The sequence below is a fragment of the Pseudomonas sp. GNP013 genome (genome assembly GCF_054343995.1).
Window position 1 is genome coordinate 2349218 of sequence record NZ_JBTGUT010000001.1, and the last position, 15275, is coordinate 2364492.

Annotated in this window: 13 protein-coding genes and 4 pseudogenes; 12 read left to right on the top strand and 5 right to left on the bottom strand. The window is 55.1% G+C overall.

The window, feature by feature from the left end:
- Positions 1–77 precede the first annotated feature (77 nt).
- Genes ACXX81_RS10490 through ACXX81_RS10500 form a run of 3 tightly spaced genes read left to right on the top strand, consistent with a single transcriptional unit; the run spans position 78 to position 2653 of the window.
- Positions 78–1154: a catalase family peroxidase gene (locus ACXX81_RS10490; protein WP_041931476.1), complete on the top strand. Its 1077-nt coding sequence runs from the start codon at positions 78–80 to the stop codon at positions 1152–1154.
- Complete coding sequence (locus tag ACXX81_RS10495; protein WP_003232751.1) at positions 1154–1711, top strand: cytochrome b; 558 nt, start codon at positions 1154–1156, stop codon at positions 1709–1711. Before ACXX81_RS10490 ends, ACXX81_RS10495 begins: the two co-directional genes overlap by 1 nt.
- Complete coding sequence (locus tag ACXX81_RS10500) at positions 1712–2653, top strand: LysR family transcriptional regulator (protein WP_015372134.1); 942 nt, start codon at positions 1712–1714, stop codon at positions 2651–2653.
- A gap of 56 nt (positions 2654–2709) precedes the next feature.
- Here ACXX81_RS10500 and ACXX81_RS10505 read toward each other — a convergent pair whose 3' ends face one another.
- A complete protein-coding gene (locus tag ACXX81_RS10505) occupies positions 2710–3237 on the bottom strand; it encodes a flavin reductase (protein WP_003232755.1) in 528 nt (175 codons plus the stop codon).
- 259 nt (positions 3238–3496) lie between these two features.
- Between ACXX81_RS10505 and ACXX81_RS10510 the strand changes: the two genes are divergently transcribed.
- From ACXX81_RS10510 to ACXX81_RS10535, 6 genes and pseudogenes are all read left to right on the top strand, one after another.
- On the top strand, positions 3497–4687 hold the full coding sequence (locus ACXX81_RS10510; RefSeq protein WP_015372136.1) for an acyl-CoA dehydrogenase family protein: 1191 nt from the start codon (positions 3497–3499) through the stop codon (positions 4685–4687).
- A gap of 339 nt (positions 4688–5026) precedes the next feature.
- Positions 5027–5782 (top strand): annotated as a pseudogene (locus ACXX81_RS10515) (MCP four helix bundle domain-containing protein); the annotation flags it as partial.
- Between the two features lie 18 nt (positions 5783–5800).
- Positions 5801–6637 (top strand): methyl-accepting chemotaxis protein, encoded by an 837-nt coding sequence (locus ACXX81_RS10520; RefSeq protein ID WP_407728588.1) that lies wholly within the window; start codon positions 5801–5803, stop codon positions 6635–6637.
- 219 nt (positions 6638–6856) lie between these two features.
- Positions 6857–6961: pseudogene (locus ACXX81_RS10525) on the top strand (transcriptional regulator FeaR); the annotation flags it as partial.
- A gap of 217 nt (positions 6962–7178) precedes the next feature.
- Positions 7179–8399 (top strand): multidrug effflux MFS transporter, encoded by a 1221-nt coding sequence (locus tag ACXX81_RS10530; protein ID WP_065892719.1) that lies wholly within the window; start codon positions 7179–7181, stop codon positions 8397–8399.
- Between the two features lie 17 nt (positions 8400–8416).
- On the top strand, positions 8417–9022 hold the full coding sequence (locus tag ACXX81_RS10535) for a TetR/AcrR family transcriptional regulator (RefSeq protein ID WP_065892718.1): 606 nt from the start codon (positions 8417–8419) through the stop codon (positions 9020–9022).
- Positions 9023–9082: 60 nt separating this feature from the next.
- Here ACXX81_RS10535 and ACXX81_RS10540 read toward each other — a convergent pair whose 3' ends face one another.
- Complete coding sequence (locus tag ACXX81_RS10540) at positions 9083–9292, bottom strand: type 2 periplasmic-binding domain-containing protein (RefSeq protein WP_065892717.1); 210 nt, start codon at positions 9290–9292, stop codon at positions 9083–9085.
- 153 nt (positions 9293–9445) lie between these two features.
- Positions 9446–9600, bottom strand: a pseudogene (locus tag ACXX81_RS10545) (DNA-binding protein); the annotation flags it as partial.
- Positions 9601–9678: 78 nt separating this feature from the next.
- Between ACXX81_RS10545 and ACXX81_RS10550 the strand changes: the two are divergent.
- Entirely contained in the window at positions 9679–10827 is a 1149-nt protein-coding gene (locus ACXX81_RS10550; protein ID WP_209981848.1) for a site-specific integrase, read from the top strand.
- 258 nt (positions 10828–11085) lie between these two features.
- Positions 11086–11880: pseudogene (locus ACXX81_RS10555) on the top strand (AAA family ATPase); the annotation flags it as partial.
- Between the two features lie 320 nt (positions 11881–12200).
- Here ACXX81_RS10555 and ACXX81_RS10560 read toward each other — a convergent pair.
- Complete coding sequence (locus tag ACXX81_RS10560; RefSeq protein WP_003173940.1) at positions 12201–13148, bottom strand: aromatic alcohol reductase; 948 nt, start codon at positions 13146–13148, stop codon at positions 12201–12203.
- 96 nt (positions 13149–13244) lie between these two features.
- Here ACXX81_RS10560 and ACXX81_RS10565 point away from each other — a divergent pair, with 96 nt between their 5' ends.
- Complete coding sequence (locus tag ACXX81_RS10565) at positions 13245–13703, top strand: winged helix-turn-helix transcriptional regulator (RefSeq protein WP_003429427.1); 459 nt, start codon at positions 13245–13247, stop codon at positions 13701–13703.
- Between the two features lie 17 nt (positions 13704–13720).
- Here ACXX81_RS10565 and tnpC read toward each other — a convergent pair whose 3' ends face one another.
- Positions 13721–15250 (bottom strand): IS66 family transposase, encoded by a 1530-nt coding sequence (gene tnpC / locus ACXX81_RS10570; protein ID WP_458571626.1) that lies wholly within the window; start codon positions 15248–15250, stop codon positions 13721–13723.
- Positions 15251–15275 lie beyond the last annotated feature (25 nt).

Genomic DNA, 15275 nt, shown 5'->3' on the forward strand with positions numbered 1-15275 from the left:
TGCGCCGGTTAGTGTTGGCGCTAGCCATTCGGCAGTTTCAATCCAGCGCTGCCTGACAACGTGCAGCTGAGAATTTTATGCTTAAGAATAACCTTCAGGGTTTATGGAAATATCGAGTGCCGTTGTTGGGCATATTCAGTATCGCGACTGCTCTTGTGCTGGCTTTTGCCTGGGCAGGAGGATTCTTAGGCACCGGCGTTACCACAAAAGAGTTTCTGGGTGACTCCCTGGATAATTTTCCACCAGGCTATCGACGGGCCCACGGTAAGGGTATGTGTTTCAGTGGGACTTTTCATGCGAGCGGCGAGGCCGTCCCTCTGTCGACCTCACGTATTTTTCTACCGGCCAACATCCCAGCCGTCGGGCGTTTTTCAATCGGCACCGTGGACCCGCATGCGGCGGACAATTCGACGGCGACCGTCAGCATGGCACTCATGCTGGTAGGCGACGACAAGTCACAGTGGCGAATGAAGCTCAACAACGAACCCTACTTCGCGACTCGGGATGCCGAGGGTTTCCTGGCGCAGGTCGAGGCCTTTGAACCGGTGGCTGCCACTGGACAACCAGCCCCGGACAAGGTGGCCGCGTTTTTTCAAAAATATCCAGAGGCTCGCAAGTCTGTAGAGCGAGAGGCGAACGCGACTTGGCCGGCCAGTTTTGCAGGAACCGAATATAATTCCATCAACGCCTTCGTACTCATTGCAGCGGATGGAAAGCGTCAACCTGTGCGCTGGTCCATGCGCCCTCATGCGGCGGTAGAGATGTTGAGCAAAGAGGCTCATGCGCAAGCCAGTCATGACTTCCTGTTTGATGAAATAACTCAGCGTGTGGGTGTAGCACCCTTGTACTGGGATCTGGTATTCCAACTGGCCGAGGCGGGAGATCCGGTGAACGACCCTTCTCAACCATGGCCGAGCAACCGCAAGGAGGTAATCGCTGGGACGTTAGAGGTCAACCAGGTGGTAGAGCAAACTCATGGGGCATGTCGTGACATTAACTTTGACCCGACGCTTGTACCTTCAGGAATAGCGCTTTCAGACGATCCGGTGCTTGCAGCCCGTGCGGGTATTTACTCCCAGTCCTATAACGCCCGATTACGAGAAATAGGTTTTGGTAAAGCCACTGACGCGGTTGGCAAAAAGGAAATCAAATAATGCATACCCAGCAGAAGCACACCGGTGTGCAAAGTTTCAACTTCGCGGCACGGCTTCTCCATTGGCTCATGGCTGTCCTTATCCTGGCTATGCTATTTATAGGTGTAGGCATGATGTCTTCTCTGAGCCTGCGTCCCTGGCTCATTGATCTTCATAGGCCTCTGGGAATCGCCATTCTTCTTTTGGCTATCCTGCGTCTAGGCAATCGGCTTTTAAGCACCACGCCGCCATTGCCTGCCAGCGTACCGTACTGGCAGGCAATGGCGGCGCATGTTTCGCATCTATTGCTCTACTTGCTGATGCTCTGCCTGCCACTGCTCGGTTGGGCCACGCTCTCTGCCGGAAATTGGCCTGTCACCATGTTCGCGGGCTGGAACCTTCCACCCATTGCTCCTGTCAGCTCCGCGCTTTACGCTTGGTTTCGGGCCGCACATGGGTTATTCGCCTGGGTTCTGTTTCTGCTTGTGTTAGGACATCTTTGCGCAGCGCTGATACATGCTTGGATATACCGCGACGGCGTCTTTTCCAGCATCACGCGTAAGGCTCGTGGTAAATAAATGACGCACATCAACATGGCCACGATCGATCTGAATCTTCTCAGGACTTTTGTGGCTATTTGGGAATACCGCAGCCTGACAATCGCGGCCGAACGCCTACACCTCAGCCAGCCCGCCGTCAGTCACGCACTGCGTCGACTACGCGATGTGTTTGACGATCCGCTGTTCGTACGAACAGCAACGTCGATGGAGCCGACTGACGCAGCTATTCGCCTGCACGGCCCCATTGAACATGCGCTGATTATTATTCAAAGCGCATTAATGATGTTTTCGAACTTTGAACCGAAAACAGCGGATCGTACTTTTCGCATCTCCATGTCGGATATGTCGCAACTTTATGTGCTACCGACGGTGATGGAAGTGCTAGCGCGCGAGGCGCCGAAAGTACGCCTGGATGTGCGTCAAATGCCTATAGAGCAACTGGCTATGGCATTGCGCAAAGGTGATATAGATATCGCGATAGGCTATCTGGTAGAGCTTGGTGAAGAGTGCATCCACGAAAACTTGCTAGACGACGAATTCATTTGTCTGTTGCGCGACGGCCATCCTTTTCAGGAAGATGAATTGAGCGTTCAGGACATACTCGCCCTGCGCTATGTTGACGTTTCGAGCAATATTACCGGCCATGGCGTAACCGCCGATGCAGCATTCGGAAAGGCCGGCATTGCGCGCGAAATCGCTCTGAAAGTGCCTAACTTCACGATTGCCCCGAAAATCGTTGCCAACACTGATCTGGCATTGATTCTGCCGCGTGCCATTGCCATGCAGCTAAACCACGACCAGCGCTATCGGCTGCTGAGTCTGCCCATCGAATTGCCACCTATCTCGGTGGGACTTTATTGCCATAGCCGTTTCCTATCGGATGCCGGGATAACCTGGCTGCGCCGGTTAATCATTAGTCTGTTTGCCTCCGGCAGCCATACTGGAGTTCATATGAAATGAGGCGTGCGAGCATTCTTTATAAACCCTGTAACCCACGAATGGGGAACTGCAATTATTCAGGATGCCGACGTCTGTACGTTGACGGCTGCAGCCCGCCCCAGACGGTGAAAGTTTCTCCCAAAGTAAATCAGACTCTCCCCCTCTTCACGGACCTGAATTTGGTTAATTTCTACAAATAATACCGAATGCGATCCGACTTCCTTGATATCTACTATGTTTCCTTCGAGGCTTGCTAGGGCGTCGTTCAACACCGGTAGGCCCGAGGAGCCTGTCCGCCAATCCTGGCCGGCAAAACGTTCAGCAGGCGGCAGGTCGGTCATACCAGCAAACTGTCGCGCAACACCCTCCAGATCACCGGTCAGTATATTTACGCACAACGCCCTGTTGCCCAGCAACGCTTCATGAATTGAACTGTTACGGTTGATGCAAACCAATAATGTTGGGGGCGTATCAGTGACCGAACAGACCGCACTCGCAGTTAATCCGAAGCGACCATGGGGGCCATCGGTAGTAATGATATTCACCGCCGCAGACAACAATGACAGCGCTTGCCGGAAATGTTGTTTTGATTGATCGCTAACCATAACCTTCACCTGTTAATTATTGACTTGGTGAATCCATGTTGAGAGGGATTGTTCATTCGGTCAAATTCGCTTTACTCATACGCACTATTGACAGCAGGAATAGCCGTCGCACTTAAACGCCCTCCCCTTTAGAGGCGCATGGCACGACAGTTAATTCCCACGGATTATTTACCTTATTCATATTTCGAATTTGATTTTTTCTTATCAGCCCACGCATTCTGAACGTGTATGCAATCACCCTAGCCAGAGAACAATAAACATGAACAGCAAAAACAATTTCGATTATCGTGACACACGTAAAGGCGCTCCAATCAGCATCAAGGCGGTTTCCCTGGATGATGTGATTGCGGAGATTGCCGAGCGTCGCAGCGAGTTTAACCAACGCTCCCATGTCCCTTTAGACATGATCGAAAAAATGAAAGCAGTGGGTATCTTCCGCGCCAGTACTCCCAAATGTTTCGGTGGCGATGCGCTGCCTCCAGCCGAGTTCCTACGCATCGTAGAGCGGGTTTCCGAAGCCGACGGTTCGGTCGGTTGGGTGACCGCGTTCGGCTCAGCCAACATCTACCTGGCGGCACTCCCCCCGGCAACCCAAGCGTTGATTTATGCCAACGGGCCAGACCAGGTCTATGCTGGCGGCCTTTACCCTCTACAACCCGCCAAAGAGACTGAAAATGGCTGGGAAGTCAGCGGGCACTGGCGGTTTGCTAGTGGGTGCAAAGGCGCCAACTGGATTGGTGTAGGCATAGGTGGCACATCGGCCAACGGTGGAGGACCGACGGCAGGCAAACCGCTGACCGCTGTGTTCCCGGCAAGCGAAGTGCAGATCGTCGACAACTGGAATGTTGTCGGGATGCAAGGGACGGGGAGCCATGACCTCAAATTGCACCAAAAGAACATCCAACGCGAGTGGACTTTCGTGCGGGGCAGTGCCTCCACAATTGACGAGCCCCTCTATCATTACCCGTCCGTTTCCTACCAGGCGCAAGTTCACGCCGCCGTTAACCTTGGGCTGGCACGCGCAGCACTGGACTTGGTGATCGCAATGTCGGGCAGCACCAAGACTGTCACCGGTGCCCCGCGCTTGGGTGATCGAGCTTATTATCGCAGCGAACTGGGTAAGGCAGAGGCGATGCTGCGAAGCGCCCAGGCGTTTTTCTACGAATCCGCCGAAGCTGTATGGGCTTCGCTCATCGCCGGTAATGCGGTGACCCTGCAGCAGACTAACTTATTACGCCTCAGCGCCACCCATGCCGCTCATACCGGAGCGGACGTAGTCATGAAGGCTTATCGACTGGCGGGGACTGCAGCCATCTTCAATGACAATCGTCTGCAATGGATCGTACGCGACTCCATGGTGGTGACACAGCATGCTTTCCTCGGCGAAGCGACTTACGACGGCGCTGGCGCGGTGTTCGCCGGCATCGAACCGACCATCCCCTATCCTTGAGTACCATTATGCACAGCATCTTCTACCACGCTGCTGCAGCCTCTAGAACTGATTCTGCAAGAGAAATATGCAACCTTGTTAGCGCGTCTCTACCAACTGAACGAACGTCGCGTCCAGGTCGTTTGGGTTGAAGATTGTCGCCATCGGGCTGCATCGGGCCACCATCAGTCGATGTCTGCAAGTTGGTGAGTGGGCAATATCAGTTTTAATATGCGGCACACAGCTGTTTTCGCTCAAGTGTGTCATCAAGCGACCGATAAAAACTTATGCGCTGGGCCATCCGCCGCTGCTTGCGGGGAGCACATTCCACGATCTGGGAAAACCATGACAATAAGAACAATGAACATTGCTCCGCGCGCATTTCTGGGGTTCTCCCTGATAGGCGCGCTCATGCTGATTCTCGGCCTCTTCGCCTTGTCTCAGATGAGCAAGATCCGAGCAGCTGGCGACGATATCGCGATAAATGGCGTCCCTAGCTTTCAGACCCTGAATGCTCTCACGGTGACGGGCGTCCGTATGCGGGTTTTATCGCATCGGCTGTTGACTGATCGCGAACCGAATATTCAGAACAGGACCATCGAATTACTTGAGGAACAAAACCAACAACTTAACAAGTCGCAGGCAGCATACGCCAAACTGATTTCATCTCCTGTAGAGCAATCCGACTACAACGACTATATGCGGCTGATGGGTGAATATCGCAAAATTGAAACGCGCCTTGTTACCCTCAGTCGGGCTGGCGATCTGCAGGAGCTAACGCGCGTGCTGAACGCCGAATCTGCGGCTAACGCTGAGCAGATCAACGTAGCGTTGAATAAGCTTACTGACTTCAATAACGCCCAGCTGGCTATCATCAATCAATCCGCTGCTGACCAGTACAGCTCTGCGTTCAACTGGGTTGTCGGCCTACTCATTATTGCCTCGCTACTGACTATGCTGTTTGCCTGGATGCTGACCAAGAGCATCACCCAACCGATAGCGTTGGCACTTGAAGCGGCTGAAACCATCGCCGAAGGTAATCTGACCCGACCGATAAAGGTTGATGGCACTGACGAAGCGGGCCGGTTGCTGCTCGCCATGCAAAAGATGCAAGAGAAACTGCGCGATACCTTGATGCGTATTTCCGGATCCGCAACACAACTGGCTTCCGCTGCCGAGGAGCTGAACGCAGTTACCGATGAAAGCGCCCGTGGCCTTGCGCAGCAGGACAACGAAATAGAGCAAGCTGCGACTGCAGTCAACGAAATGACCAGCGCCGTCGAAGAAGTGGCGCGTAACGCAGTGAGCACTTCCGAGGCGTCAAAAAACGCGACGGCGTCAGCAGGCGATGGCCGGGATCTGGTTCACGAAACCGTCAACGCTATCGAACGCATGAGCGGGGATGTGCAAAGCACCGCCGATCTGATTGGTAATCTTGCGGAAGAGTCCCGCGACATCGGCAAGGTTCTGGACGTGATTCGTGGCTTGGCGGATCAGACCAACCTGCTGGCGCTGAACGCAGCTATCGAAGCGGCCAGGGCCGGTGAAGCCGGTCGCGGCTTCGCGGTTGTCGCCGATGAAGTACGCGCTTTGGCCCATCGCACCCAACAGTCCACCAGCGAAATTGAACGCATGGTTGGCAGCATTCAAGGCGGTACCCAAAAAGCAGTCAGTTCAATGCGTAACAGCACTGACCGTGCTGAATCTACCCTGAACATCGCGAAAGGCGCAGGCCTGGCGTTGGAAACCATCAACACCGCAGTGATCGAGATCAACGAGCGTAACCTGGTCATCGCCGCCGCTGCGGAAGAACAGGCTGCAGTCGCCCGTGAAGTGGACCGCAACTTGGTCAACATCCGGGACCTGTCGACGCAATCTTCCAACGGCGCCGCCCAGACGAGCGCCGCCAGCGGCGAGTTGACCCGCCTGGCGGTAGACCTGAACAGCATGGTGTCGAGGTTTCGCTTGTAAGAGGTATTGGGGGCCATCTGTTGGAGCAGGCTTGCCCGCGAGAGCGATGACGCGGTTTGCCTGATATACCAAGGCGCCTAGTTCGCAGGCAAGTCTGGCTCTCACGGAGTTCAATTTGAACCCTGATTCCGTCCACACAGTTACGGCCATTGGCGCTAAGTGTTCCGTTGGCGTGCGGGCCAACATGGCCACCCTCTCAGCTTTCCCATCGCTGGTGCGCAAGGTGACAGCGTCTGTCGATACATCCAGCGCACTAGGCTCGAACGCAGCGTGATCGATTTGGCCAACCCGTTTCTGCGAACTGAGTCGCTTACCTTGATCGCTTAAAAATAATGTTTCAGAAATCCCGCTCATTTTCAGCCGCTTCTTGAAAAAAACACTTTGAACTGAAGCCTAAAACACTTACGTGCGCATGCCTTGCGCGGAGCGCTGGCGATGATGCCTGGCCCCTAAGAAAATTACGGCTTGACCTTGCCTCTGGGTTCTCGTTAACTTCTCGCTACCTCCTACCTTCCGATAGGAAGCCAATCATGAGTTTGTTATGGAAAAGAGTCATTTCGGCAATCCTTCACTAAAGTTTGCCATTGCCTTGGGCGCCATCGCCGCACTGGGGCCCTCAGCCGTCGATATGTATTTGCCAAGCCTGCCCGAAATGGCGGTTGATTATTCGACCAGTGTTGCCAGCATTCAGCTGACGCTCACGGTCTTTTTGTTGGCAATGGGGCTTGGGCAATTGCTGTTCGGGCCGGTAGTTGACGCCTTTGGCCGTCGACGTCCACTGATAGCAGGCTTGTTGCTGTTCAGTTTGAGTGCGCTGGCTGCAGGAGCGGCACCAACCCTTGAGTGGCTACTCGTGGCACGATTTGCCCAAGGGATAGGCAGTGCTTTGACGTTGGTAGTCATCATGAGCATGGTGCGTGACGTCACTCAGGGCGTTCAGGCAGCAAAACTTTTTGGCCTGCTGCTGACCATTCAAGGTGTTGCTCCCATCATCGCCCCGGGGTTGGGTGGTTACATTGAGGCGCATTTCGGATGGCGGGCCGTCATGCTGGTACTGGCTGTTCTCGGTGCGCTGGTGGCGGTGAATTCGATGGCTGTTTTGCCTGAAACACTACCAATGCAAAAGCGCGAGCCATTGAATATGCGACTGGCGATACGCACGTATGCGCGCATCGCAAAAGACGGTCGTTTTCTAAGGCCCGCCTTAGCGCTGTCAGCAGTGTTCTTCTTTCTCTTTGCCTATGTGGGCGGCGCTACATTTGTTTATCAGAAGGAGTACGGACTGCCTGCTGCCCAGTTCGGTACGCTGTTTGGCGCAACCGGCATCGCGATTCTCATAGGGGCGGTCGTGGCGACCAGACTGGTGGGCAAGTACGGTTTGGCCCGCATGGCAACGGCTGGAGCTTTTTGCATCTTCGCAGGTTCTGTCATGGCCTACGGCGCAGCAGTATCTGGTTCTAGTTTGTACTGGCTGGCTGCCGGTGTCGCGGTAGCACTGCTTGGATTGGGGATTGCAGAAACCTCACTGATGACGCTGGTGATGTCTTCGCAAACCACTGCCCTGGGTTCAACGGCTGCATTGCTCGGCGCGTTTCAGCTTGGCATCTCGGCCTTCGCCACACCGTTGACCGGTTGGGCGAGCAGCTATGGCGCCACTGCCTGGTGCGCATTCCTGATAGTCTGCGCCGTTATGGTGGGTGCGCTGACCTGGGGCAGTGTGCGCGAAGGCAGAGCCGAGCACATCACCGCGTTAAATCATTGAATTAAAAGGTCATCCCGATGAAAGTGCTGAGCCCTTCGGCAAGCAGAATCTGTGATATCGCTCTGGTGCATTTCGCTGAGCGGGGATACGACGCCTCGTCGCTCAATGAAATCGCTGTCGTGGCAGGTATGCGCAAGCCCTCGTTATACGCGCACTTCAAGAGCAAGGATGATCTGTTCAACGCCGTGCTGAATCTGGCGCTGGCGACGGAGAGGCACTATATCGAAGAGATGTTTGCAAGCGTCCCGGCGAATGATGACGAGCCTGGCAAGCTGTACACGGACAATCTTTCAAACCGCTACGAGTCTTCCGCAGCTCTGCGTTTCCTGCTGCGCACGGCATTCTTTCCGCCTTCGGAGTTAAAGGCATCGGTTGCAAGTGGCTTTGAAGCCTATCTGGATCGTCTTCGCGAACGCTTTGGCGCAAGCCTTGAGAACAGGTATCCAGCACTGTCGGCGAACGAGATTTCGATGTTTCAGGATGCTTATATCGCGGTTATCGACAGTCTTCATGTCGAGTTGATTTACTGTAGTGAAGGCACCTACTGTCGGCGTCTTACCGCTTTGTGGCGCATTCTTGGTGATTCGCTGTCTCTGGCTGTGGGGAACGTGGAGCATGAGTAACTTATCCATGCAAACGGTGCATGTAGTGGTCAACTAATCCCGGACACGACGTTAAGTTTTTCAACCTTGGCTGATGCTGTTGATCAACGCTGCCGAGTTATCCACGATCGACTTGCGTAGAATCGCAACCGTTTCGGCGGGGACATGTTCACCCGCCATCAGCAGCTCGCTCGGCAAATCACCGCTGCGCGCCAATACCCGGAAGGCATTACGTTGGTCTTGCGGCTCCTGCGCCATGAAGGTTTCGTAGTCCGAGCGCCCCATGCCCATGGCACTCAGGTCGCCACGTTTAAGCCCCCCATGCCAAGCGCAAGTTGGTGGGTGACTCCCCCAGCGTCTGCCACCGTTTTGGCAACGTGTTCCACCAGCTAGAATGCCCATCGACGGCGTGTTAGGCCTGATGGGGCGACGGCCAGTAAGGACCAACCGCTCCAACCATTGATCCAGTAGGGCCCCAACGCGCGCCGGGCTGCCTCGGCCTAGTTTCAGTCGCACCCGCTCCACGGTGGGCCGCTCTCCGCGGCCCAATACCGCGTCCGCGGCGGCGAACAGGTCGTTTCCGGTACGCCTACCGCCATGCCATGCCCTCCGCTATATTAGGTCTGATAATTAAATGTTATCCGACCTCATCTTCCTAAATATGGATTTAAAATACGTTGGACGTATTAAATATTACAAACCAGATTTCGCAGGTCGACGAAACGCCGCTGGACCTGCATTTTCTGACGCTAAACGCCCAGGAGGCAGCCGCAGCCTTTATTGCAGCAGGCACGGCGGCCAATACTGTGCGCAGCTATCGGAGTGCCCTCGCCTATTGGTCGGCGTGGTTACAACTGAGATATGGACACGCGTTAGGCGATACGCATTTACCCGTCGAAGTGGCGGTCCAGTTTGTGGTTGATCACCTCGCCCGTCCGACGGACGACGGCAAATGGGTGCATTTATTGCCAGCATCCATTGATGCTGCGCTTATCCGCGCAAAGGTCAAAGCCAAGCCGGGTGCGCTGGCCTATAACACCGTCAGTCATCGACTTTCGGTGCTGGGCAAATGGCATCGATTGAATAGCTGGGATAGCCCCACCGATGCACCGGTGCTCAAGAGCTTGCTACGCGAGGCACGCAAGGCGCAGTCACGCCAAGGGCTATCGGTGCGTAAGAAGACCGCCATCGTACTTGAGTCTCTACAGGCACTGCTGGCCACCTGCACTGATGGTCTTCGCGGTCAGCGTGACCGCGCCCTCCTCCTGCTGGCCTGGAGCGGCGGTGGCCGACGGCGTTCTGAGGTGGTGAACTTACAAATTAGCGATGTACGCCAACTGGATACCGACACCTGGTTGTATGCGTTGGGTCTGACCAAAACCAACACCGGCGGGGTACGCAGAGAAAAGCCGCTACGCGGTCCCGCGGCTGAGGCACTTAGCGTTTGGCTATTGGCAGCACCGGCGGAGTCAGGACCTTTATTTCGACGTATGTATAAAGGAGACAAAGTTGGATCAACGGGTCTGTCCGCTGACCAGGTGGCGCGGATTGTTCAGCGCAGAGCCAAATTGGCGGGCCTCGAGGGCGATTGGGCAGCGCACAGTTTGCGCTCAGGCTTTGTGACCGAGGCTGGCCGCCAGGGTGTACCGTTGGGTGACGTTATGGCAATGACCGAACATCGCAGTGTGAGTACGGTGATGGGCTACTTTCAAGCGGGTGCACTGCTCGAAAGCCGAGCCACCACCCTACTCAAGTTCTCAACAGTTGAGAACGAAGATACCTCCGGGGGGCATCACCTTGCCAGTGACTCAAAGAACCAAGCGTAATAGCCGCTAAAATGGACTCTCAATATGTGCGTCGATACGTCGAGACTTGCCGTTACATCAGCGATTGGTGGCTTCTTTTCGCACACTTGATTTTTAATCATTCGGGGGAACACGGGTTGCTCATGGCCTCAGTTGAGGCTAAGAGGTGCCCATAAATTCTGCTCCTCCGCGCCCGCCCGACTAGTGCCTTCCAAGAGCATGGTAATGGCTTTGTGATTTCAGTCCGGTTACGCTGATGCGCATCAGGGAGGAAGCGCGATGAGTCAGTATCTGTTGAGTTTTGCCAGACAGAACCTTGAAGGGCGAAACGAGCCTTATCTTATCCTCCTCTGGTGCATGTACCAAGCGAACCAGAGCAAGGGCCGCTATTCCGATCACATTAAAGCCCACATCACGGCAGCAGCAGATCAACTGCTGGGGCGGGATTATCAGCGTGTCGCCGCGCGCTTCAAAAGGGTGCTCGAAAATAGGCCCGAACTGGATCAGATCCCACCGTCCGATCTAGGTGCGTTGGACTACCTTCGCGTAAAAAACTTCCGTGGATTCGGAGAGTTCGGCTCTGACGACAAGGGCAATTTCATTCGCTTCAGCAAACTGAAAAACATCTTCTATGCGCCCAATGGAGGCGGTAAATCGTCGCTGTGTGAAGCGTTGGAATTAGGCACCACCGGAGACATCAAGGAAGCTGCCCGCCGCAAAACTAAGGTAAAGGAGTACATTTCACGGGGAGAGATTAAGCCCCAATTAATGCTTATGGGCAAAGACGGGAGCAAGGTCAATCAGAGCATCAGTTGGTCTAGTTGCTTCATCGACCGCAACCGGCTTCAAGAATTCTCGCTATTGGGTTCCAAGGACACGGGCAGCGGAGAAGGTGATGTGCTGGCCACCCTGTTCGGCTTAGAAGAACTACAAGAAGTCATCTCCCGTTTTGTTCGCCCGGAAAGCTTCACTCTTAAAACCTCTATGCGTACCGACCGGGCTGAAGCCCTCGCTGCCTTGGAGCGTGATCGGGCACAGCTCGGGCAGGCGCTGCGCCGACACAAGCATGACCTGCAGCGTAAGCGTCCGGCAGACACACCTTGACCACACCATTCTCCCCCGTGCTCCTCAAAACCACGCTCATTTGCAAGGCTTTAGTAAGCGCTTGGTTAAGTCACCGTGGTTCGGAATTCGCGCTTAGAAAACTCAATAGATAGTGAAGTGGGACGCCTCAGACCTCGGCAGATGGTGCGGATAAGATAAAGATTCGGTCGTCTTGGATTACCAGACCCATTCTCCGCGCCTTAGCTTCGGTTATCAGCGCCCATTATCAGACTGAGGAGCTTTTTAGCAGGTCAACTCCGAGCGCGAGAACGTTCGTTCAGCTACTGCCCTTATGCTGATGAGGTTGCCAGATTTGCACGGGCCCACTCCTCAGCGGTCGTGACTTGAGTCGACTGCTGCGCGTTGAAAGTGCCTGCTTTAGGCCAGGCCACGCCTCTGCCCTGGGCGAACACAGCGCGGTACTTCTTGATGTGATGCGTTGGGTCTCTCTCCAATTCTTGGAGCAAGTACGGAACAGTCCACACGTTACGTTTGAACGGGCGACCCAGTACACGTTCGAGGAGGCTCGCAACCTCTCCGTACGTCACTGTATCTCCCGAGAGGTACACAATCTGATCGCGGAAGCGAGGTTCGAAGAAAACAATTTCCGCTGTCAACGCACCAATGTCTTCTGGAGTCGTGAGCGTCACGCTGGTCTCAAGACTGCCTAGCGCGTTCACGGTATCGTTTTCGAAGTCAACCACCTCGAATACTGGCTCGAATAGAAAGCTGGTGAACATACCCGTCGAGATGATTACCCATTCAGTTTTATCCTGGGCGCGAAGCAATTCGCGTACATCAAGCTGAGCATCGAACAGATCTTGAGGACTGCCCCGACCGATTACCTCGAAGTCGACACCAAACTGCCAAGGAAAGTAGCGCTTCACACCGGACTTGAGAGCTGCTGTAGCCAGCTTCATCGGGGTTTCCCGGCCTGCAACCATGCCTGCGCAGCCTATTACGGTATCGAACCGTGCGAACACTTCAGCCAACTGATCGATTGAATTATTCACGAGATCTGCGGCCACCATCTGGATGCCAAGATCTCGAAGCTCATCGATTTCGACCTTTTTCTCGGGCACCTGAGTGTTGATGGTCGAATCCCTGAGCAGGACGCTGATTGTGGAGCCGGGCGCGCGCTTTGCTACTCGCGCAAGATTGCGCAGAACCGGCAGCCCAAGCTCACCGGCGCCTAGAACGAGAATGGATTGGGGGGAAAGCTGGGTCACTTCGGTCATGATTTCTCCTGAGACCTGTTGCCTGTAAGATGAACAAATGCTTGCACGATTAGGCAACGTTCGTAAGAAGGCACACCTGTGATACCAGAGAATGAAATGACCGATCAGGAGGCTCTCAGCCAGGCAGAAACAATTTGCCGAACGCTTAGAGAAGACGATGATGGCGTCAGACGAGAAGTGCTTGCTCACGCAGGTAGCCGCTGGTCGTTAGGTATTCTGCATGCCCTGGGGGTTTACGGCACGATGCGCCATGCCGAAATAAAAAGGCAGATGACTGGGGTGACTCAGCGGATGTTAACCAAGACGCTACGCTCCATGGAGCGGGATGGGCTAGTGGTTCGGCGGGAGTTCGGTGAGATTCCGCCACGTGTCGAGTATGAGCTGACGCCGCTGGGTATGGGACTGTTGATCCGCATGTCACCTATCTGGACTTGGGTTGTCGAGAACGTTGAGGATTTCCGCAAGGCGCGGCGTATTTTCGACAGTCAGGATGACAAAAAACCCGCATGGCAAATACCTCCATCGACACCATTAGATTCAGACGCGTCGGACTGAATGTAGCTCATAGCGTGTTAGGAGCCCTGTGCCCATTGATGCGGTAGTAATTGGTCAATTGCACTGGCCCTCTGTGTCGCCAACCGCGTCAGTACATCCTTGAGATACGCGAACGGATCATGCCCATTCATGCGTGCCGATTGAATCAAGCTCATAATTGCCGCCGCTCGTTTACCGCTGCGCAGTGATCCGGCGAAGAGCCAATTCGAACGGCCAAGGGCCCAAGGCCGGATCGTATTTTCGACCCGATTGTTGTCGATGGGCACAGCACCATCATTGAGGTAGCGCGTCAGCGCTACCCAGCGTTTCAGGCTGTAATCCAGAGCCTTGGCTGTGGCCGAGCCCTCGGGCACAAGTTCGCGCTGAGCCAGCATCCACTCATGCAACTTCTCCGCGATAGGAATCGCCATTTCTTGACGTAATCGCCAGCGATCTTCATCGCTCATCTCTTTGGCCTTTCGTTCAACCTCGTATAGGCCGCCGATTGAGTGCAGCGCCTGTTCGGCCAGTTGGCTTTTGTTCGCCACATGCAGGTCGAAGAACTTGCGGCGAGCATGGGCCATGCAGCCGATTTCGGTGATGCCCCCTTCGAAGCCGGCCTTGTAGCCTGCGAAGCCATCGCAGACCAGCTTGCCGTTCCAAGTGCCCAGGAAGTTGCGCGCATGTTCGCCAGCACGGCTCGGGCTGAAGTCGTAGACTACCGCCTTCAGTGCCGAGAATGGTGTCGTGCAGTAGGCCCAGACATACGCTCGGTGCGTTTTCTTTTCACCCGGTGCCAGCATCTGCACGGGTGTTTCATCGGCATGGACGACTCGCTGGGCCAGCACTGCCTCGCGCAGTGCTTCCACGAGCGGTTGCAGTTGTACGCCGGTTTGACCCACCCACTGCGCCAGTGTCGAACGGGCGATGGGCAGCCCGGCGCGGCCGAAGATTTTCTCTTGGCGATACAGCGGCAGATGGTCGGCGAACTTGGCCACCATGATGTGGGCCAGCAGGCCTGCGGTCGGGACGCCTTTGTCGATGACGTGCGCCGGTACCGGCGCCTGGATTAGCGTTTCACACTGCTCGCAGGCCCACTTTCCACGGATGTGACGCTCGACGGTGAATACGCCGGGCGTGTAGTCGAGCTTTTCGCTGGCGTCTTCGCCGATGCGCTTGAGGGCGCAGCCGCACTGGCAGTGGCTGTTGTCCGGTTCGTGATGGATCAGCGTGCGAGGAAACTGCGGTGGCAGCGGTGCGCGCTTGGGTTGCTGGCGCACTTTGGCTTCGACAGGTGCCGGTTGCAGAGCCTCAAGTTCGGCTTCGATAGCGGCGATATCCGTATCGATCAAGTCGTCGAGCAGGCTGGCTTGATCCGGGCTCAACTGCTCGCTGCGCTTGGCAAACTTGAAGCGTTTGAGCAGCGCGATCTCGTGGGCCAGTTTCTCGTTGACCGACTTGTGATGAGTGATTTGCTTGTCCATTGTCTCGACGCGCTGGATCAACTGCGCCGCCAGGGCACGCAGTTGTTCAGGGTTTAATTGATCGAGATTTGGATGCAAAGTCATGCCGCCGATTTTGCCAGAGAGGGCT

Coding starts and splice junctions, on each gene's coding strand:
- ACXX81_RS10490 (WP_041931476.1), top strand. CDS start 78: ATGCTTAAGAATAACCTTCAGGGTTTATGGAAATATCGAGTGCCGTTG.
- ACXX81_RS10530 (WP_065892719.1), top strand. CDS start 7,179: ATGGAAAAGAGTCATTTCGGCAATCCTTCACTAAAGTTTGCCATTGCC.
- ACXX81_RS10565 (WP_003429427.1), top strand. CDS start 13,245: ATGACCGATCAGGAGGCTCTCAGCCAGGCAGAAACAATTTGCCGAACG.
- ACXX81_RS10535 (WP_065892718.1), top strand. CDS start 8,417: ATGAAAGTGCTGAGCCCTTCGGCAAGCAGAATCTGTGATATCGCTCTG.
- ACXX81_RS10495 (WP_003232751.1), top strand. CDS start 1,154: ATGCATACCCAGCAGAAGCACACCGGTGTGCAAAGTTTCAACTTCGCG.
- tnpC (WP_458571626.1), bottom strand. CDS start 15,250: ATGACTTTGCATCCAAATCTCGATCAATTAAACCCTGAACAACTGCGT.
- ACXX81_RS10540 (WP_065892717.1), bottom strand. CDS start 9,292: ATGGGCATGGGGCGCTCGGACTACGAAACCTTCATGGCGCAGGAGCCG.
- ACXX81_RS10510 (WP_015372136.1), top strand. CDS start 3,497: ATGAACAGCAAAAACAATTTCGATTATCGTGACACACGTAAAGGCGCT.
- ACXX81_RS10520 (WP_407728588.1), top strand. CDS start 5,801: ATGCGTATTTCCGGATCCGCAACACAACTGGCTTCCGCTGCCGAGGAG.
- ACXX81_RS10560 (WP_003173940.1), bottom strand. CDS start 13,148: ATGACCGAAGTGACCCAGCTTTCCCCCCAATCCATTCTCGTTCTAGGC.
- ACXX81_RS10505 (WP_003232755.1), bottom strand. CDS start 3,237: ATGGTTAGCGATCAATCAAAACAACATTTCCGGCAAGCGCTGTCATTG.
- ACXX81_RS10500 (WP_015372134.1), top strand. CDS start 1,712: ATGACGCACATCAACATGGCCACGATCGATCTGAATCTTCTCAGGACT.